Consider the following 18391-nt stretch of genomic DNA (forward strand, 5'->3'; position numbering starts at 1 on the left):
TTGGAGTCACTTTTATGGCTAACAAGAAAGTCGCCGTCGCCGTATTGGCGGTTGCCGTCATTACGCTGGGGTTATTAATCAATAAGTTCTTTATTAAAGAGACACAGCAGAATACCAACGACGCCTATATTCGCGCCGATATCTCGCGTATTTCTCCGCAGATTGCCGGTGAAATTGCGCAGGTGTTGGTCAGGGACAACCAGTGGGTCAAACAGGGGGAATTGCTGGCGGTGATCGATCCGCGTGAATTCAACGTCGCATTGGCGCAGGCGACGGCGCAGGAGCAATCCGCCCGCGCCCGCCAGGACGACGCCAGGGCCAACCTGACCCGACAGAGCGCGCTGATCGCCGCCGCGCAGGCGGAGCGGCAGGCGGCGCAGGCGGAGCTGGCGTTTGCGCGCCAGGAGCAGAACCGCTACCAGAGAATGGCCAGCAGCGGCGCGGGTTCACAGCAGGCGGCGCAGCAGGCGACAACGCGAGTGCACACGCTTTCCGCCAATGTGGCGCAGGCGGAGGCGACGCTTAAAGCGGCGCGAAACATGGAGCAGGTGCTGCAAGCCAAGCTGGCGGACAGCGATGCCGAGCTGATGCTGGCGCAGGCGAAGAAAGCGATGGCCGAGCTGAACCTGTCTTACACCCGCATCACCGCGCCGATCGGCGGCGTGATCGGCAAGAAAAGCCTGCGGGTCGGGGAGTTCGTCAAACCGGGCGATGCGCTGCTGGCCATCGTGCCGCAGGACAAGCTGTACATCATCGCCAACTACCAGGAAACCCAGTTGGAAAACATTGCGCACGGGCAGTCGGTGGACATCCATATCGATACCTTTCCCGGCCAAACGCTGAAAGGGCAGGTGGACAGCATCGCGCCGGCTTCCGGCGTCAGTTTCGCGGCCGTGGCGCCGGAGAACGCCACCGGCAACTTCACCAAGATCGTTCAGCGCATCCCGGTGAAAATTGTATTTGATATCAACAAAGAGCACGCCGCTTTGTTGAGCGCCCTGCGCGTCGGCATGTCTGCGGACGTCAGCATCAATACGCTGGACGGGGGCCTGCAATGAACAGAGCCGTGATCCCGCTGCTGTTGATTGCGCTGAGCGGCTGCCGGGCGGTAGGGCCGGACTACGCTCGGCCGCAGAACGCGCTGCCCGAGAGCTGGGGTGAGCAGGCCGGCGGCGGGGCGCTGCCGGTGGCCTGGTGGTCGATATTCAACGATGCGTCGCTGTCGCAACTGGTGCAGCGCGCGGCGGCCGGCAACCTGGATCTGCAGCTCGCCACGGCGCGCATGCAGCAAAGCCGCGCCTTGCTGGGCGTGACAGAGGCGGCGCTGATGCCGGATCTGAGCCTGGACGGCGCCTATCAGCGCCAGCGCGCCACCTCGGTGGGCAGCATGGATCCGTCCGGCAACGGCGGAGAGGCGGATTATAACCTCTGGCGCGGCGGATCCAGCGCCACCTGGGAGCTGGACATGTGGGGCAAGCTGCGTCGCGCGTCGGAAAGTGCGCGCGCCGGCTTTGCCGCTTCGCAGGAGAACCGGCGCGCACTGCTGACGTCGGTGACGGCGGAGGTGGCGAGCGACTATCTACGCCTGCGCGCCACGCAGCAACAGCTGGCGGTGGCGCAGGAAAACCGCGCCACGGCGCTGCGCACGCTGCAGCTGACGCAAAGTCGTTATCAGAGCGGCGCGGGCAACGAACTGGATGTCGATCAGGCGCAGGTGCAGTTGGCGCAGGTGGATGCCCTGCTGCCGACGCTGTTCGATAGGCAGGAACGCTTGATCAACGCCATCAGCCTGCTGTTGGGCGAGCGGCCGGGCGCGCTGAAAGCGATGTTGGCGCCGACGAAGCCCCTGCCGACGCTGGCGCGCGCGGTGCCGATGGGCGTGCCGTCGGATCTGGCGCTGCGCAGGCCGGATATTCGCGAAGCGGCGGAGCGTTTGCATCAGGCAACCGCCGAGATCGGCATCGCCACCGCCGACTACTATCCGCGCATCACGCTGACCGGCAATGCGGGCTATCAGGCACTGGCACTGGCGGATATGGGCAGTTGGTCCACGCATACCTTCGCCATCGGCCCCGCCCTGTATTTGCCGCTGTTCGACGGGGGGAAAATCACCCAACGGGTGCGCCTGAGCGAATACCGGCAGCAGGAAATGGCCATCGCCTACCAGCAAACGGTGTTGCGCGCCTGGCACGAGATCGACGACGCGCTTTCCGGCTATCGCGCCCAGCAGCGCCGCCAGACGCACCTGACCGAGGCGCTGGCCGCCAACCGACACGCGTTTGCGCTGGCGCGCGACAGCTATCTGAACGGTGCGAGCGATTTTATCCACGTTCTGAGCACGCAGCGTGCGCTGCTGGATCTGCAGTCCGCGCAAATTGTTTCAGAGGAGGAGACGGCGATCGCCGTGGTGAATATCTATCGAGCGCTGGGCGGCGGCTGGGAACACACCTACCCGTCGGCGGCGCCACAGGAGAAGGCTGATGCACAACACGCTGAATAAGATTGTCGACGAGATGCTGGAAAGAGACACCCGCCGCAAACGGGAGGCCCGGGTGAGCGCCGTGCGGCAAGTCACCGCCCGGATCCGCCGCATCACGTTGAGCGGCGACGATGTGGATAAGTTTATCGCCGATCCGCGCGCGCAGGAGCCGGCCAGTTGGGTCAAAGTGTTCTTCCCGTGGCGCGACACGCTGGCCGGACGGGCTTACACCCTGAGCGGCATCGACAAACTCGCCCGCACTTTCGATATCGATATGGTGCTGCACGGCGAAGGCCCGGCGTCGAACTGGGCGCGCGACGCGATGCCGGGCGACAAGCTGGGGTTCGCCGGCCCTTGCTCCGGCGGCTTCCGGTTGTTGCCGCAAACTCGCTGGCTACTGTTGCTGGGCGATGAGACCGCGTTGCCCGCCATGCGCACCATTCTCGCCTCGCTGTCCGACCCGTTGCCGGTGCTGTGGTTCGCCGAAGTGGGCGATGCGCAGGAGATTCAGGATGTCGATTATTCCTTTTTGCAGGTGAACAGCTGGCAAATTCGCACCCGACATTTTGACAGCGTGATGAACAGCCCGCTGGTGCAGGCCGTCAGCCATTGCGAACTGCCGTCCGGCGAAGGGCAGGTATGGCTGGCCTGCGAACACCAGATTGCCGCGTACCTGAAGGCGCGCTTTATCAACGAAATGGGTATCTCCCGCGCTGCGCTGTTTGCCAAGGGGTATTGGAAAAAGGGCGAAGCCAACTTCAAGGGCGCGATTTAACTCAGGCGAGTGAGGATGGTTATGATTGAGAGAGTGTTATTGGCGGTGGACTGCTTTGAACACAGCGGCAATGCCCTGGATTTTATGGCGCGCCTGCAAGGCTGCATCGGCGACGTGATCGTGCTGACGGTGGTAGACAATGCCTTTACGCTCAGCCGCAGCGGCCTGCGTTTCGACAGCGATGAGCGCGAGGAGTACCCCGCCGCTCAACGGGAAGAGGCGCTGGCGGAAAAGCAGGTCGGTCAGGTGACGCGGGCGCTGAAGCAGCAGGGTTTCAACGCCCAGGGCTTGCTGGCAGCGGGGACGCCCATCGAGGTGATCCCGGAACAGATGGCGCTGTTCAACTGCGATTTGCTGATCATCTCGCACCGCCACCTGTCTTCGTTGGGGCGCTGGCTGAACGCCTCCGTCACGCGTGGCCTGCTGGATGAGATTGGCCAACCGGTATTGGTGATCCCGCGCTAAGCCGGAGGGGGATTTCACTGGCGCTGATAGAGATAAATGTCGGCGCGCCGATCGTTGGGGTTGGCGATCGGCCTCTGGCCGCTGCGCGCTGGCCTGGCGCCGAGCGCAATCAGGTGAATGGGGCTGGCCTGAGGTAAGCGCTCGGCGATACGGTAGCCGCGTTGATATGACAGTGCTCGGTTGTGGCTCGCGTTGCCTATTGAGTCCGTGCGGCTGACAATAAATATGCCGTCGTAGTCGGACGTCTGGCTGATGTGCGAGCAGCAACGCGCCAGCGTCGCCTCATCAACCAGGGCGCTACCGCTTGCGAAATGCACCGTGCCGACATGGCTCATGACGATGTTTTCCTTGGTCAGTAGCAAGGCGCCGAGGCTGTTGGCGTCGTAAGCGTTTTCCTGGTGGCACAGTGTGCCCAGGTACTCGTGCAACACGGTGACGAATCGATACTGCACCAGCTGGCTACGGCTCAGCCGTGCGTTGGTGCGGCCGTCGAACCGGAGCAGACCGGCCTGGCGTTTTGCGTCGCCGAAGCGTTCATATATCGGGCCGGTTTGGCAGCTGGACTGATTGAGCTCGTCGCTGCTTTTAGCATAGGAAAAAGGGGCGCAGAGCAGCATCAGCGCGATCGTTATAACTTTATTCATGTGCGTTAATGTTCCTGGTGGTGGATTCTTGCGAGAAGATAAAGTTGAATTGCTCTTCCAGCGTTGGCGTGGATTCGTTGTTTATATCTTCAAGGTTGATATAGCCCGGATCGGTGAACCACTGGGTAGCGCAGCTCAGCTCTTCGAACTTATCTCGGCCATCCTGATTCTGGGTAACGACGATCAGCTTGGCCGACTTATTATTGATAAAGCCGGTCTTAATGGCTGCGCAGCTCTGTCGGATGCCGGTGACCTCGTCGGGATCGATAACTTCTTTTGTGTCCGACGCAAACAGAATAATGACGTTGCGTGCCATGCCGCGAGAGGCAGAAAACGCGGTGCGCCCCGCCCACAGTAGCCCTTCCAGCGTTTTAATCTTATTGGTGCTAAAGTCGATGCCGGAAAGCGCGCTATTCACATTTTGGGATGAGGTCAGGCCATACTTTACGGTGCTGGCGGGGCAGGTGCCGGCATCGCCAAAATAAACGCCGCGTTTGACCGCGAGGGAGGATAGATATTCCGCACTTTGGTAAGTCGCTCTGGTGGCACGCTCAAAGTCATTTTTAGTAATGGAGAAGATGCCTGAGTTGGCAAAGTCGTCCAGATAGTCTTCCAGCAGCCTGTAGTTCTGATATCTTTTGGCATAGTGTTTAGCCAGAGGGAAATAATCAATATATTGCTGTTGCTGTTTGAGGTTCTCGACCCACTCTTTCTGCGCCTTGACGTTATCTTTAGCCGTTGTCACGCTGTCAAGGGCGCTAGGGATCTGCTCCTCGCCCAGCTGAATCTGCTGTTGATAATATTCAATATACTGCGTCAGGACCTGATATTGCTGAGTGCCGGGGTCATATTGGCCACGCTCGTTCAAGGTGCTTTCCACCATTTGACGACTGGTCTCAATCTCTGCCTTTAGCCTGGCCAGGTAGTTCTCGGCGTTTTTCAGCCGGTTTTCCAGTTCGGCAAGGTAGTCATCTTGCGCAAAGAAGCTTTCCCACCAGACAAATGAAAAGGCATCGCTCCGGGCGATCCCGGTATAGCATTTGCCCCCGGAGTTGACGCGAAAAGAGTATGGGATCACCGTCGTTCGGGTAGCCGGCGCTTCGGCATACAGGCGGGATAGTGAGCTCATTAGCGCCGCCCGCGCCTGCATCACGTTTGCACGGTTAAGACTGCTGGCCTCGACGGCGATAATCACGTGTAACGGTCTAAAAACTTTGACGGCGTTATCCGCCGTGGAGATCCTGACCTCTGGGTCGAGGCCAATGGTTTTGTTTATTTCATCGAAGGGAACGTTAGTGTTTTGACTGACGTTGGAAGTGGTCGCGAGCAGTTCGCTGATCCGCTTATTTTCTTTTAGCTCCTGAAGCTTTTCCAGCGTAGTTTCTTGCAGCTCCGCCGAGAAGGCATGGGTTGCCTGATTCATATTGGCGCCTGTCGCTTCGGCTAGCCGCCCGGCATTGGCGGTCACCGTTCCTCTTTCTACCATCGAGGTACGGGTCACGACGGAGGTCAGCCGCATTTCTCGCGTTTTTTCCATGATTGTGGAGGAGTAGTTTTCGACCCAAAAAATAGAGATCACCACCATCATGCCGCCAATCGCCCACAGCGGCATTAATCCACCCTGTTCATCACCTAAAAAACGCTCGAATTTATTCTTCATGATTATTATCTTCTAATGATGATGGCCAATTTGGATGGCACTTTCTGCCAGCAGCGTTTTATTTTTAGAGAATAATCCCGGTTCTGTTTTTTTACAGATGGAAACCCGATACACCGAGTTAGATTTGCCGAATGAGGTTTTGATATCGATGCCATAGTCAGTCAGCCGCTTGGTGAGCTGGCAGCCTTCTTTGCTCCCGGGTAGCTTATACATGCTGTATTGCCCCGTTGCGTAGGCGATTTCCTCAACGAAAACGTCGAAAAACGGCGCTTCTCCGCCGTTCTTGATCTGGCTAAACATTTTAGCGACGTTAACGACGTCGCCTTGGCTTAAATTGGCATTGCCAAACAGGCTGTCACGATGGGAAATAATATTCACCATTTGATCGGCCAGTTTATTAATACTAAACTGTACTGACATGACCAAAGCCTGCTGCATGGTATAAATCAGCAGCACGGACAAGAATAGGGTAACAAAGGTGCCTTCAACGGCGACGCTGCCATCCTCCTTATCAACAAGCCTGTTAATGGAAGTAATCATTGACGATAAATACCTCGCGATCAAATTGTTGTGGGAAAGACAGTAGGTCGCTTATCCAATCGCTGCTGTATTCACGTTGGATCTGATAGGCGATGTTAATCAGCTTGGTTTTCTTTCCGCACTTTTTGCTGACTTTGATATTGACATCCTCATAGCAGGTTATCTTTGGCTCCGAATAGATCAGCGCGCTGAAATAAAACTCACTGCCGCTCTTTTTTAAATCGGCCAGGAAGTTTTCATTTATCTTTTCGACATCGTTGTCTAAAAACGAGAGATCGACGCGCTGTGACGCAAACTCTTCGTTGAAATAAATGATTGAGATATCGTTCTGAAACCTCAGCACCTCATAAATCATCATCAATATGATAAAGAGGATCGGCAGCAGCACGCTGGCCTCGATGGTTGAGATACCTCGCTCCTCACTCCCTACTCTAGTGAATAGACTTATCATTTTGCGATTTTCATACCGTTAAGATCGTTGATGATCGTCATGGAATCCTCGCGGGAATAGCGCATGCTGAGCAGCTCAAAGGCGCGGGTCTCTTGGTCACCGCGAATCAGCGCCATGATCAGGTTGGCATACATCTCTTTAGATTCCGTATTGCTATAGCCGGCATACAGCAGAGAAGGGTCTATATCCCCTGTGCTGGCCTTGGCCATGTATTGTGCAATCTTCAGGTTGTCGGCCAGCGCCGGGTCTCCCGGCAGGTAGGTTCTGGCGCGCTTCAGTTCGGCGATGCAGGTTTCATACTTATTCTGCTTACAGTAGGCAATGGCGGCATACATCAGCGATTTGCCGCGCATAGTGGCGCTTTGGGTAAGCGCCATTTTCCCTTCGGCAAAATTCTGTTTATACAGAGAGATAGTTTCCTGATATTGATGCCGCATCAGACTGTTCTTCATTAGTTCGATAATCACCCTTGGGTAATTCTCATCTGCGCGGCTAATTTTTCCCTGAATAATCTCCAGTTCCTGGCCCTCCATATCATATTTATTCATCTTGGAATAGATATCGGCCAGGTAGAAGCGTGTCTCGATATTGTCTGGTTGCGCTTGCAGACTATCTACCGCGATCTCCCTGGCCTTTTCAAAGGCGCCGACGCGGACCGCCAGCTGAGCCGTTTCCCGATCGTTTCTCAACATATCGGGCGTGCCGTTGACGCAGGCAGCAAGAAAGACTATCGAAGTGAGGACTAACTTTTTCATTACGAGATCATCTCCAATGACAGGCTGCCCATGGCGCGTAGCAGGCCAGGAGCAATGATTTCAACAATAACCGGGAACATGATAAAGAGAATGAGCGGTATCCCCATCTTGGCGTTGACGGAGCCAATTTTTTCTTCGGTTTCTATAAAGTGAAACTGGCGGATCTCTTTAGATAACTCTTGCAGACCGGACTGCATGCCAGCGCCGAACTGGGCGGAGTTACGCACGGTTGCGATAAACTCCTTGACCTCGCTTAGGGGAACCTCTTCATAGAGCTTTTCGCAGGCGATGTTTATATCGCTGTATTTCAGCGTGCGTGAAAAGTTCTGCATGCTGTTGCCTAACAGACCGGAGAAGCGATAGAGCACCGGGGAAACGGTTTCTAAAGCGGCCGTCAGCGTCATGCCGGTTTTGATACAGGTGGCGCACAGATCGAGAAAGTAGACGAAGTTGATCCTGAACTTTTTGATCTCGTTCTTATGTTTTCTCTCGAGATAAATCTTTGAGCCAATGTAGTACACGATCATGAAAACAGGAATGACATAGAATGACAGATTACCCAGGCAGGCTAACAGCGTTAGGGACAGAGTTGAAAAGAGAAATATGCTAGAGATATAAATATAAAATAGGGTGCTTTCTTGCAGCGAGTAATATCCTGCCTTATTAATGAGAGCATGGTATTCCGTATGGGACAGGTTGTTTTCAACGTAGAATGATAGCTTTCTCATTAATAAAGAGAACAGGTCTTTAATCCTGTTTTTCAGGCTGAGGTAGTCATCGAGGTTCTCGTGTGAGGAAACGATAAAGTAAAATTTATCATAATACTCTTCTTCTTTCTTGTGGCTCTTTAATCCCCAGATAAACACAATAACGCCGACGATAAAGAGCGAGGTTGAGATAAAGAAAATCACAGTTCAACTCCCTTAATCATGCGTGAAATAATGAAAAACCCGATGCTGACGCTAATGACCACGTAAATCACCACGTAGCGGCCATAAAGCTCATCGAAGAGGTAAACGAAGTTCCAAAAGGCGAACTTATAGAGTACGACCAGCATCAGCAGCGGTAAAAGCGCCAGGATCTTTGCCGCCCCGCGTGCCTCTGAGGTTAACGCCTTGGTTTTTTTCTTAATGACTTGAGCGGCGACCAGGTCATTGGCCAGGGACAGCAGGGTATCTTTCAGACTGCTGCCTTTTTGTATGGAGATACGAATATACGAACTAAAAACAAAGTAGCCTTTATAGGGGTAGATTTTCTCACCCCGGCTGAGTATGTCATCAAAGGACACGCCGTTTTTCAGTTGGAATGAGATGCGGGTAAATTCTCGCTTCATGATATCGCTCAGGTTCTCCGCCGCTGCATCAATGGCCGCGTATATCGTCTGGCCCACGGCCAGGTTGCGGCTGATAAGCCGCAGCGCATAGGGGAACTGTGCTTCGAAATAGTCGCTGAAACGGCTCTGGTAGATGCCGTACAACGCGGCAAACGAAATAGCTACCAGGATCACGGTGCCAAATACATAGGCAAACGACGAGGCGCTGAAGGTCAGGCAGCAGAACCACCAAAACAGGATGTAGCCGCCGCTGACCACCAGAGACATCACCAGGCTTTTGGTGCCAAAAATAAACACGAAGTCGGGTAGGTAAGACTTGCCGATGAGCTTTTTTATTTCCTTTGTTTTCTCTTTCTCAGCCGGCTTCGCTTTACCGAAAAAGTTCTCCCACTTTTTCTTCTTCGCGGCCTTTTGCCTGACGTATGAGAACATCAGCAGCAGAAGCAGCAGGGTGATGAGGAAGCCCGTCAGGTTAGTCATGCAGGATGCCTTTGAGCTCTGGGAGCAGCCCGGCGAACGCGGCCTTTGATTCCAGAATGGAGTAGGCGATATTCTGCTTATGCGCATACTTCGTGACCGTATCCGACTCTTTTCGCCTTTCGAGCAGGAACACGTCCTGGCTTTGAATGACCTCACCCTCCAGCGTGCCGATTTCCGTAATGTTGGTAATCTTCCTCGAGCCGCAGGGCAACCTTGCGCATTGAATAATAATATCAACGGCCTGCGATATTTGGCCGCGAATGGTTTTGGCCGAGATATTGGAGTTCGCCATGGAGAGCATGCTTTCCAGGCGCACCAGCGCGTCTTTTGGCGTATTGGCGTGAATGGTTGAGAGCGAACCTTCGTGGCCGGTGTTCATGGCCTGAAGCATTTCAAAGGTTTCATCGCCACGACACTCGCCCACGATGATCCGGTCTGGGCGCATACGCAACGCGTTGATCACCAGGTCACGAATCGAGACTTCACCGCCGCCGTCAACACCCTTAGGGCGCGACTCCAGGCGCACGACGTGATCTTTTTGCAGCTGCAGCTCGGCGGCATCTTCGATGGTGACGATGCGGTCGCCATCATCGATTTCGTTCGAAATTGCATTGAGCAGGGTGGTTTTCCCTGAACCCGTCCCCCCCGAGATGATGATGTTCGCCTTGGCCCTGACCATCAGGCTCAGGTAGTGCCCCATCGCCTCACTCATCGAGCCAAAGTTGATCAGGTCGATCAGGTCTAATTTATCCTCTTTAAACTTTCGGATGGAGATGGTGCAGCCATCTAGGGCCACGGGCGGAATGATGATGTTGACGCGGCTACCGTCGGCCAGGCGGGCATCGACCATCGGCGAGCTTTCATCTACCCGACGCCCAATCGGCGCAACAATACGCTGCGCGATACGCAGGATCTGCTCATTAGATTTAAACTGAGAATCTTGCTTGATGAGTTTGCCCGCCCGTTCGATGTAGATGGATTTACACCCGTTAACCATGATGTCGTTAACGCTGGGATCGGCCAGCAGATCTTCGATGGGCCCCAGCCCGAAGATGTCGTCATAATAGCTTTTGATCAGCTCATCAAACTTTCTTCTGGTTAATATAATATTTTCCAGATCGAGCGCCGGTATGAGCAGTTCTTCAATTTTCATCAGCGCTTCATGAGTGGCAGAGCTGTCATAGTTTTCTATTTTTATTTGCTCTAACAGCGCGTTTCTGATTTTTTCATAGGTTTTTATATCCATGTCATCACCTAAATATGCTGTCTATAATGTTTTTGCTTTCTTTCTTACGGTTGAAAGCGGTTAACAACCCCCCCAGCAGGTTGGCGTTATTGTTGAAGTCCACCTTGATGCCCAGCTTGGTGTGGATTTCTTTATCCGTGATTTCAGTTGCCAGCTTACCGGCCTGTTTTCGGATGGAGATCAGCTTGTCCCTTCTTTTCTCCCCTTTATCCTGCTTAAAGCCAATTCGGTTCTTGAGATAGTTAAGGTTATAGATAGACTCGATCTGCCCATTGGTCATCAGCACACGGATGTCGCTCTCATTGAGCAAATTAATTCCGCCGTGCAGCGTGAGAAAATAGTAGGGGATATTAATAAAAATAAATCCATAGGAGTTTGCCAGCGATTCGATGAATTTCTCAACGCCGTTGAGGAAGGCGTCAACGTTGTCAACGTGCGCCTCGTCGTTGGCAATGTTGAAGGAAACGTAGTCGAAGTGATCTTTTATTTTCATCACCAGTTTCAGGGACGAGGTGGTATCCAGTTCATTCTCATAGCCCAGCACGTGCTCAACGGTGTTTTTATTGGCCTTTACCCCCAATGCGGCATCAAAGAAAATGTTTGCGATGTCGCAGTTAACAAACAGCATTGAATAGCCTTTCATCATTTCGCTGTTACAGAGATCGTGAAAAACGCGATAATTAATGTCGATATCAGGCGAGGTATTGCACAACCCAATCACCAGAGAGGTTCTGGAGCGCACATAGCCGAAGTGTTCCACTATCCCCAGCAGCAGCAGGCGGATCTCACTGGTGCGGGTAAAATAGCTGCTGAACCCCAGCTCGCGAGCCTGCCACGTTGCCTGGATCGAATCCTCGTTGCCGATCAGCATGGAGGGATAGCGACCACGCAGCATCATGGCGATGTCCGCGATTTCAGTCTCGCTGTAGCTCTGGGCATCCAGCACAAAATAATTTTTCCCCGTCAGGGCGTTATTAATAAACTCCAGCAGGTCGCCAGCGGGGATGTGCTTGATCATCGTATCGACGTCGTACAATGAGAGTGGTTCTGAGAGTGATAAAAAATCAGTCTCAGTTTTGGTTAAAACAATCACGCTGGCCTTTTTCTTTTTGGCCTCGTTTTTTCTCTTTAGTTTTTCTATGAACATTAACGTGCTCTCTCAGCGAAATCATTACCATTGGTCGAGCAAACTTCTCGCTCCGAATAGTTATCCAGAGCCTGCTCGTCGGAGCTGTACCAGTTAAAATCAGAGAGCCGGAACCGATAGCAACCTCGCTCGGTTTTATGCCGGTTACCGATAGCAATATAGTTTGCGTCAAGCTGGTTCACGCTCTCTTGCAATACAGCATTAATGCCATACTGTTTCTGTATTTCTTCTTGCATCCTGATCGCACGGTCATAGTGGTTATCGCTATAAATAATCGCCAAGCTGCTGATGGAGCCGATTTTCTTGCTTAAAACAAAGTTTTCAAGCTTTGCCATCTTGGTGCGGTCGGGGTTGCCGACAAACTTAACGTAATACGCCTTTCTTTCGTCGGGCTGCCTTTCGAACGCGCAGCCGTTTAAGCCCAGGCAGATAAAAATAAGGAGCAGCGAATTAGTTAATGACATAGTCGGCTCCTTTGACAAAGACATCGGTAATGCTGTTATCACTGTGCCCGAGATCGAAAAAGACTTCCCACGGGCTGGAGAATTTGGCGTAGGGGAGCTTGATGTAGTTTCTCTCTACGGGTTTGACATACTCAACGGTGGCGAAGATGACTAATTCACTGCGCCCAGATGTGAACCCGGTTGACTTGAACAAGGCGCCCAGCACTGGAATGTCGGCAAATCCTGGAACTTTATTAACATATTGCGTTTGGCTGTTGTCGATCAGTCCGCCGAGGACGAAGCTCTCTCCATCCCGCATTCGTACTGAGGTCTTCACGTTGCGCACGTTAATCGTCGGCAGCTCGGTGTTCTCATATTTATAGTACCCGCCGATCTGAGATGATTCGACGCTCACGTCCATGCTAATCGAGGAGTCCGAATTGATCACCGGTGCAAAGTTCAGCATGACGCCATAGTTTTTCCATTCAACCGTTGAGCCATTTTCACTGCGCTGAAAAATAGGTATCTGCCCGCCGCCGTGAAATGATGCGGTCTTCCCGTTGGTGACCGTGATACTTGGCGTGGTCAGCACGTTAGCCAGGCTGTTTTTCGCCAGGGCGTTGATGGCTACGCCCAGAGAGTCGAAGTTAAACCCCTTAACCAGGCTGCTGTAGATGCCGTTGTTGATAGTCAGATCGTTACTCACGCCGGTGCTGATCTTGCCCCGCCCCCAGTCAATGCCCAGGGTTTCCGTCACGTCCTTCGAGACTTCCGCGACCGTAACCCTGATCTTAATTTGCTGATTTTTTTGGGTTACTAAGGAGTACCTGACCTGATCGCTATCCACGTACTCTTCGATCAGCGACTTGATCCGTGCGCCATCTTCAGTGGAAAATACCGGGCCGCTGACCAGCAGCGAGTCGCTCATGTCGATGACCTTCACGTCTTTAAACCCCTCGCTGATCAGCAAGGTATTCAACATGACGGATTTCTTTTGCAGATCGTTCACGGTGATCAGCAGCGTTTGACTCTCACCGTTGGTACCATTAACGGAGAGATTGGTTTGCCCGCTTTTTTTACCGAAGACATAGATGTGGTTCTCATCGACCACCCGGAAGTCGGCAATTTCCGGTGAGCCAACGACGATTGACTTCACGCTGAAGTCAATCTCAAGATCGGTCGTTTTATTGATGTCCACGTCGAGCGCCGCAGCGTTAAAGCTGGCGGTTAACATCACAATAAGAAAAACCGCCAGCCTGTTAATATTTACGAATTTCACTTTGCGCTCCCCTGATTTCAACCACGCGGCTTTGCCTTTCCGAAATGGGCGCCCCAGAGACAATGTCTGACGGGGTAATCTCTCTTGTGCTGTTATTTATTTTGGCGATGCCCTCATTGATATTGTGAACCTTGGTGGGCGTGATGAAGAACATCCCCATAATTTGCGCCTGAATGACTTTATCCACGTCCTCGGGCTTGAAGTAGGCATAGACGATGGTCGTTGAGGACTTGTCATCGCTGACGGCCCGGTTGCTGTGCACCTCATTCGCCAGCGAATTCTCCCCGCTGGTTGTTTTCATCAGGCTGGAAACCAGCCCCGACTGATCGAACTTTTGCAGCTTATTGAGGTTGCCGTTGCCCATAAAGAACCACACCTTGCTGGCGAACTGTTTGACCCGCGTGTCCTTGTAGTCTTTCCCCGTGGTACCGTTATCGCTGCGCGATTTTTGATAAAGATCGTCCCGGTAGGCTTTGTTATCATTGGAGACCAGGAACAGATCGATAAAACCAAAGTCCGCGATGTTAGGGTTCTTCAGGCTGGCGGTGGTGACAGAAATAGGCAATATCGAATAGCTCGAATCGATTTTCTGCAACAGGTTGCCAAGGTTATCTTTCGAGGCCCGTTCGCCGGAGGCAATATTTTGATATGCCACGCCGCCGGACGCCATTAGTCCGCGAAAGTCCTTTTCGCCAAAAATCGTGTCTAGCCAGGCGGGGGGCGAGCCTGGTGGATATTTTATCTCTTTCTCGGCGAAGTCATCCGTGGTGACGATGGCACCCACATCAATATTATGCTTTGCGGTATAATAGATAAGGCTTTTATTCACTATGAGGTTCTTAGTCTTTTCCTCGTCCTCGTTGCCTTTATCGCTGTATATACCTACTACGCCGGCTAACATGGTTAGCAGTGCGACTATTGCAATAAATTTAAAGCGCACAGATGCTCCTTATCAAACTGCACCGATAAACGTATAGGTACATAAACTGATTAAAATAGGGATGGCGTAGGGTACGCCGCTCCTTACTTTATCATAGCGCTTGATCAGCGAAATTTTTGACAGGGCATATGTCCATAAGATTGCCCATACGCCACCCATAAAAACAGTCAGGTAAATAACGTTAACGTATTGTTCCGGCGGCACCACCAGCATGGTGATGAACAGCAGTTTGGTATCGCCAAACCCCAGTATGTTGCAAGACGAAAGAATGATACCAACCAAGAGCATGGCAAACGGCCATATCAGCACCTGGCCCGCACCAATAATGCCTGGGTGGGAAAAAATATAGCAGTATGCCACCGTAAGTATCATAAAATGCGCTACGTTAGGTATTCTTCTTTCTGTGATATCTTTAAGTGATATGTATAAAGATATGATTATTATCGCTATGAACATATAGGTTTTAAATATAGCCCTCGAAGAGTCGAAGGCTATATGACGAAAGTTTACTATTACTTCAGGATGTTGCCTGAAGCAGTGATCTTCGTGGCCATGGTGTTCCATGCCGCGCTCAGGGATTCAATGAACCCGCCTTTGTCAAAGATGAAGAACAGGGCAGAGGCCATCGCTACACCGATGATGGCGTATTCGATAGCGGTGATGCCACGCTCGTTTTGTTCTGCGTTTTTGACGTTGCGGCAAGCCATAGAGACATACGCTTTCAGAGCTACATTTTTCAACATTTTTTATTCCTTTAAATATATTAGTAGGATGGTTATGACGCTAAAAACTCGCTTTTAATTGAAGCGTGTTGTTTAGGCCGGGGGTATCCTACTCAGTGATAAAAAAAACGTCATATCATATTTAATAATGAAATATAAAATTGCATCATTTATCAGGAAAAATGAGGAAAATCAGTTCATTAATATCATTATTACCTGTTGGAATATAGAAGTCATCCTTGTTTATAACCAAAAAATATTGTTTGCTGTTCTTGTGCAACAAAACCGATACCAGACGATTGCGACTGTCGGAGCTGAATGCGCTCTCTGTCATATTTCGCTCATGCAAATCCACTTTTGCTGTGGCTATTGAATGCGTTAACAATGCATTGAGTTCCATTTCGGCAGTGATATAACGTAAGTGATTGCCATCACTTTGAATCAATCTGATGTAGGCGGTTTCTCTATCTTTGTTTAAGTATAGGTTTAGCTTTATTTTTTCTTCGCCGTCCAGAAATAATAACCCATGGTAACTATTGCTCATTGATTCTAAAATATATTGTTTATAACTTAGAGTTCCACAGATGAAAAGTAATATGCAAGCAATTAAAAATAATCCCTTAACCTTCATTTTTACAAGTCGTGATTTCTGTAAGGTAGTCTCTTTTTTTATTGTCATTTATATTGCTCTTCATTCGATAACAAACGGTTTTTTTTTCACCGTGAACGTATTCTATGCGATCGCCAGTAGAGTGAATCCTGTATCCATCAAGGTATAAGGTTTCTTCATTTTTATCTTCATTTATTTTTACGGAAAACCAAACGCCTATAATATAGCTGCATATCAATACGGCTATCATCAGCATGCTTCTTTTCACTTTATCACGTTTGGATGTCGCTTTTTCTGATGCAGTTTCGTGAACCTCACGAGTCTTCTTAAATCGGTGAGGAGATATCTCTTCTTTATGTTTTGAATCATTATCCGAATTGCTCCCCAGTTCCGCTGTGCCAGTGCTCGTATTGGGTATTAACTCGGTTTCATCATCAACTTTAATGATGACCTTCTCTGCATTAATCGTATACCCTTTTTTAGGAACGGTAATGATAATTTCACGTGATGCATCACCAATCTTTCTTCTCAATGAATTTATCGTTTGGTTGATGGCGAAATCTGTCACATAACGCCCTTCCCATATATGTATACCGAGATCTTTTCTTGATGATACATTAGGGCTCTGTTCAATAAGAAAATGCCATAGCTTCAATTCTTTATTCCTTAAAATAATCTGCTGATTGTTTTCTGGTATTAAAATAGCCATTCTTTCCCGGTAATAAACGATCATCATGACACCTTCCTTGACTGTGACTTCTTATAATACAATCCTGTTTTTTATTGTAAATACTAATTTAAGTTTTTTATTTATATTTTATTTTATATTAATCGGTATGTTTGATATGTTTTTCATTTTAATTTTATTATTATTATAAATAATATTTTTTTTAAGATAAAACAAGGCGGGCGGTGTGTTTTATCTTAGAGGATATTTTTTCTTGTTAGTGTTTTTGGATGTTTTATTTTATATTTTATATTATCCATCTACCTCTATTGCTTTCTATAATTCTGGCAGATAGGCGCGGCCTGCTGGATGAGATTGGCCAACCGGTATTGGTGATCCCGCGCTAAGCTATGGGTAAGGGCAGCCGCATGCGGCTGCGCGCGTTCGGCGACGAAGGCCGTACATACCGGAGGTCAACATGCGAAGTCTGGAAGATCAACTTGCCGCTTACGCCGCCTATCATCGTGATGCGCGCAATATCGTCACGCACTTTATCGGCATCCCCCTGATCGTCGTCAGCCTGCTGACGCTGCTCTCCCGGCCGGCATGGGGTGCGGGGTGGCTGCCGTTCTCGCCGGCCTGCGCGGTGGTTATCGTTTCGGCTCTCTATTACCTGCGGCTGAGCCTGCGCCTTGGCGTCATGATGTTGGCGTTGCTGCTGCTGTGCCTCGGGGTCGGCGCCTGGGTGGCGTCGCTGTCGACGGCGGCGTGGCTGAGCGTCGGCATCGGCGGCTTCGTCATCGGCTGGCTGTTTCAGTTTGTCGGGCATTTCTGGGAGGGACGAAAACCGGCGTTTATGGACGACGTGACGGGTCTGATCATCGGCCCGCTATTCGTGCTGGCGGAAGCCTGCTTCCTGGCCGGCGGGCTGCGCGAACTGCAGCGGAACATCGAAATGCGCTCGGGCAAAGTGCGCAACGGGAGGGCATGAGGTGGCGCTGATTCCCACGGTGGCGGCATTTCCGCTGCAGCGGGCTTTTATCCCGCTGCTGGAAGCGCTGACGGCGGGGCTGCCACGCCAATTCCCGGCACTCATCCACAGCATTTACCTCTACGGCAGCGTCGCGCGTGGCGAAGCCCTTCCCGGCGTGTCCGATCTGGACATCACGCTGTTGCTCAACAAGCCAGCCGATAGTGAGGCGTTACAGCGCCTTGAGGCGTGGCGGCAAGCCTTTCAGCTGGAGCAGCGGATCGTGAGCAAGGTCGACTTTGATATCGGCAGCGTTGATGAGGCGTTGGCGCCGGAGCATCACGATTCCTGGGGATTTTGGCTGAAGCATCACTGCCGCTGCCTGTGGGGCGAAGACCTGTCCGCCGCTTTTCCGCTGTTTCAGCCCGATCGGCGCATCGCGTTGGCGGTCAATGCCGATTTGCCCCGCGTATTGGCGCGTTATCGGGAGCAACTGCTGCAGGCCAGGACGGTATCGGATGAGAGGCGCTTAAAGCGCGAAGCGGCCAGAAAACTGATCAGAGCCACCAATATGCTGCGCGCCGAGGGAAGCCCGTTCTGGCCGATAACGTTAACCGACTATGCCGAACAGCTGTTGGCGCTTTATGCAGAGCAGCGAGGTGAAATGGACTATTGGTTAGCGCACGCGGTGGGAGAGGCGAATGACGCGGATTTTAGCGACAGAATGATGCGATTTCTCGACTGGATCGAAGCACAGAAAAAATAACGCCGGCTTGAGCCGGCGT

General features: G+C 51.7%; 22 protein-coding genes. 6 read left to right on the forward strand and 16 right to left on the reverse strand.

Going from position 1 to position 18391, the window contains the following annotated elements:
* The first annotated feature begins 14 nt into the window (after positions 1 to 14).
* Genes ACSJLU_RS00485 through ACSJLU_RS00500 form a run of 4 tightly spaced genes read left to right on the forward strand, consistent with a single transcriptional unit; the run spans position 15 to position 3719 of the window.
* Entirely contained in the window at positions 15 to 1058 is a 1044-nt protein-coding gene (locus ACSJLU_RS00485; protein ID WP_043140870.1) for an HlyD family secretion protein, read from the forward strand.
* Positions 1055 to 2500: an efflux transporter outer membrane subunit gene (locus ACSJLU_RS00490; protein WP_025304816.1), complete on the forward strand. Its 1446-nt coding sequence runs from the start codon at positions 1055 to 1057 to the stop codon at positions 2498 to 2500. The genes ACSJLU_RS00485 and ACSJLU_RS00490 overlap by 4 nt, the downstream gene beginning before the upstream one ends.
* Entirely contained in the window at positions 2481 to 3254 is a 774-nt protein-coding gene (locus ACSJLU_RS00495; RefSeq protein WP_025304817.1) for a siderophore-interacting protein, read from the forward strand. The genes ACSJLU_RS00490 and ACSJLU_RS00495 overlap by 20 nt, the downstream gene beginning before the upstream one ends.
* Positions 3255 to 3275: 21 nt before the next feature.
* Positions 3276 to 3719 carry a universal stress protein gene (locus ACSJLU_RS00500; RefSeq protein ID WP_025304818.1) on the forward strand — a complete coding sequence of 148 codons (444 nt, stop codon included), beginning with the start codon at positions 3276 to 3278 and terminating at the stop codon, positions 3717 to 3719.
* Between the two features lie 14 nt (positions 3720 to 3733).
* Here the strand turns inward: ACSJLU_RS00500 and ACSJLU_RS00505 are convergent, their stop codons facing one another.
* The 16 genes from ACSJLU_RS00505 to ACSJLU_RS00580 all read right to left on the reverse strand — a co-directional run bounded on the left by ACSJLU_RS00505 (position 3734) and on the right by ACSJLU_RS00580 (position 16705).
* Complete coding sequence (locus ACSJLU_RS00505) at positions 3734 to 4363, reverse strand: hypothetical protein (RefSeq protein ID WP_060434853.1); 630 nt, start codon at positions 4361 to 4363, stop codon at positions 3734 to 3736.
* Positions 4356 to 6023: a hypothetical protein gene (locus ACSJLU_RS00510; RefSeq protein ID WP_260515997.1), complete on the reverse strand. Its 1668-nt coding sequence runs from the start codon at positions 6021 to 6023 to the stop codon at positions 4356 to 4358. The genes ACSJLU_RS00505 and ACSJLU_RS00510 overlap by 8 nt, the downstream gene beginning before the upstream one ends.
* A 12-nt stretch (positions 6024 to 6035) precedes the next feature.
* On the reverse strand, positions 6036 to 6563 hold the full coding sequence (gene tadF, locus ACSJLU_RS00515; RefSeq protein ID WP_197832504.1) for a tight adherence pilus pseudopilin TadF: 528 nt from the start codon (positions 6561 to 6563) through the stop codon (positions 6036 to 6038).
* Positions 6547 to 7014 carry a TadE/TadG family type IV pilus assembly protein gene (locus ACSJLU_RS00520; protein WP_260524078.1) on the reverse strand — a complete coding sequence of 156 codons (468 nt, stop codon included), beginning with the start codon at positions 7012 to 7014 and terminating at the stop codon, positions 6547 to 6549. The genes tadF and ACSJLU_RS00520 overlap by 17 nt, the downstream gene beginning before the upstream one ends.
* Positions 7011 to 7769: a tetratricopeptide repeat protein gene (locus ACSJLU_RS00525; RefSeq protein WP_260515996.1), complete on the reverse strand. Its 759-nt coding sequence runs from the start codon at positions 7767 to 7769 to the stop codon at positions 7011 to 7013. The genes ACSJLU_RS00520 and ACSJLU_RS00525 overlap by 4 nt, the downstream gene beginning before the upstream one ends.
* On the reverse strand, positions 7769 to 8680 hold the full coding sequence (locus ACSJLU_RS00530; protein WP_043140897.1) for a type II secretion system F family protein: 912 nt from the start codon (positions 8678 to 8680) through the stop codon (positions 7769 to 7771). The genes ACSJLU_RS00525 and ACSJLU_RS00530 overlap by 1 nt, the downstream gene beginning before the upstream one ends.
* Positions 8677 to 9582 (reverse strand): type II secretion system F family protein, encoded by a 906-nt coding sequence (locus tag ACSJLU_RS00535; protein WP_049205748.1) that lies wholly within the window; start codon positions 9580 to 9582, stop codon positions 8677 to 8679. The genes ACSJLU_RS00530 and ACSJLU_RS00535 overlap by 4 nt, the downstream gene beginning before the upstream one ends.
* Complete coding sequence (locus ACSJLU_RS00540) at positions 9575 to 10828, reverse strand: CpaF family protein (protein ID WP_043140903.1); 1254 nt, start codon at positions 10826 to 10828, stop codon at positions 9575 to 9577. Before ACSJLU_RS00540 ends, ACSJLU_RS00535 begins: the two co-directional genes overlap by 8 nt.
* A 4-nt stretch (positions 10829 to 10832) precedes the next feature.
* Positions 10833 to 11975 carry a hypothetical protein gene (locus ACSJLU_RS00545; protein ID WP_142105463.1) on the reverse strand — a complete coding sequence of 381 codons (1143 nt, stop codon included), beginning with the start codon at positions 11973 to 11975 and terminating at the stop codon, positions 10833 to 10835.
* Positions 11975 to 12439, reverse strand: coding sequence for a hypothetical protein (locus tag ACSJLU_RS00550; protein ID WP_342096750.1), 465 nt, complete (start codon positions 12437 to 12439; stop codon positions 11975 to 11977). The genes ACSJLU_RS00545 and ACSJLU_RS00550 overlap by 1 nt, the downstream gene beginning before the upstream one ends.
* Positions 12426 to 13697, reverse strand: a complete 1272-nt coding sequence (locus ACSJLU_RS00555; protein ID WP_142105465.1) for a type II and III secretion system protein family protein — start codon at positions 13695 to 13697, stop codon at positions 12426 to 12428. The genes ACSJLU_RS00550 and ACSJLU_RS00555 overlap by 14 nt, the downstream gene beginning before the upstream one ends.
* Positions 13678 to 14637 carry a hypothetical protein gene (locus tag ACSJLU_RS00560; protein ID WP_049205749.1) on the reverse strand — a complete coding sequence of 320 codons (960 nt, stop codon included), beginning with the start codon at positions 14635 to 14637 and terminating at the stop codon, positions 13678 to 13680. Before ACSJLU_RS00560 ends, ACSJLU_RS00555 begins: the two co-directional genes overlap by 20 nt.
* Positions 14638 to 14649: 12 nt before the next feature.
* Positions 14650 to 15201, reverse strand: a complete 552-nt coding sequence (locus ACSJLU_RS00565; protein WP_080352627.1) for an A24 family peptidase — start codon at positions 15199 to 15201, stop codon at positions 14650 to 14652.
* The gene (locus ACSJLU_RS00570) at positions 15150 to 15380 is read right to left on the reverse strand and encodes a Flp family type IVb pilin (RefSeq protein ID WP_049205753.1); all 231 of its coding nucleotides are present in this window, start codon (positions 15378 to 15380) and stop codon (positions 15150 to 15152) included. Before ACSJLU_RS00570 ends, ACSJLU_RS00565 begins: the two co-directional genes overlap by 52 nt.
* 145 nt (positions 15381 to 15525) lie before the next feature.
* Complete coding sequence (locus ACSJLU_RS00575; RefSeq protein WP_141996979.1) at positions 15526 to 16038, reverse strand: hypothetical protein; 513 nt, start codon at positions 16036 to 16038, stop codon at positions 15526 to 15528.
* On the reverse strand, positions 15980 to 16705 hold the full coding sequence (locus tag ACSJLU_RS00580) for a winged helix-turn-helix domain-containing protein (RefSeq protein WP_049205755.1): 726 nt from the start codon (positions 16703 to 16705) through the stop codon (positions 15980 to 15982). Before ACSJLU_RS00580 ends, ACSJLU_RS00575 begins: the two co-directional genes overlap by 59 nt.
* 409 nt (positions 16706 to 17114) lie before the next feature.
* Here ACSJLU_RS00580 and ACSJLU_RS00585 point away from each other — a divergent pair, with 409 nt between their 5' ends.
* Both ACSJLU_RS00585 and ACSJLU_RS00590 read left to right on the forward strand, forming a co-directional pair.
* Positions 17115 to 17627, forward strand: coding sequence for an Mpo1 family 2-hydroxy fatty acid dioxygenase (locus ACSJLU_RS00585; RefSeq protein ID WP_049205736.1), 513 nt, complete (start codon positions 17115 to 17117; stop codon positions 17625 to 17627).
* A 1-nt stretch (position 17628) separates the two neighbouring features.
* Positions 17629 to 18372, forward strand: coding sequence for a nucleotidyltransferase domain-containing protein (locus ACSJLU_RS00590; protein WP_089181517.1), 744 nt, complete (start codon positions 17629 to 17631; stop codon positions 18370 to 18372).
* Positions 18373 to 18391 lie beyond the last annotated feature (19 nt).

The organism is Serratia bockelmannii (assembly GCF_051803255.1).
Taxonomy (GTDB): Bacteria; Pseudomonadota; Gammaproteobacteria; order Enterobacterales; family Enterobacteriaceae; genus Serratia; species Serratia bockelmannii.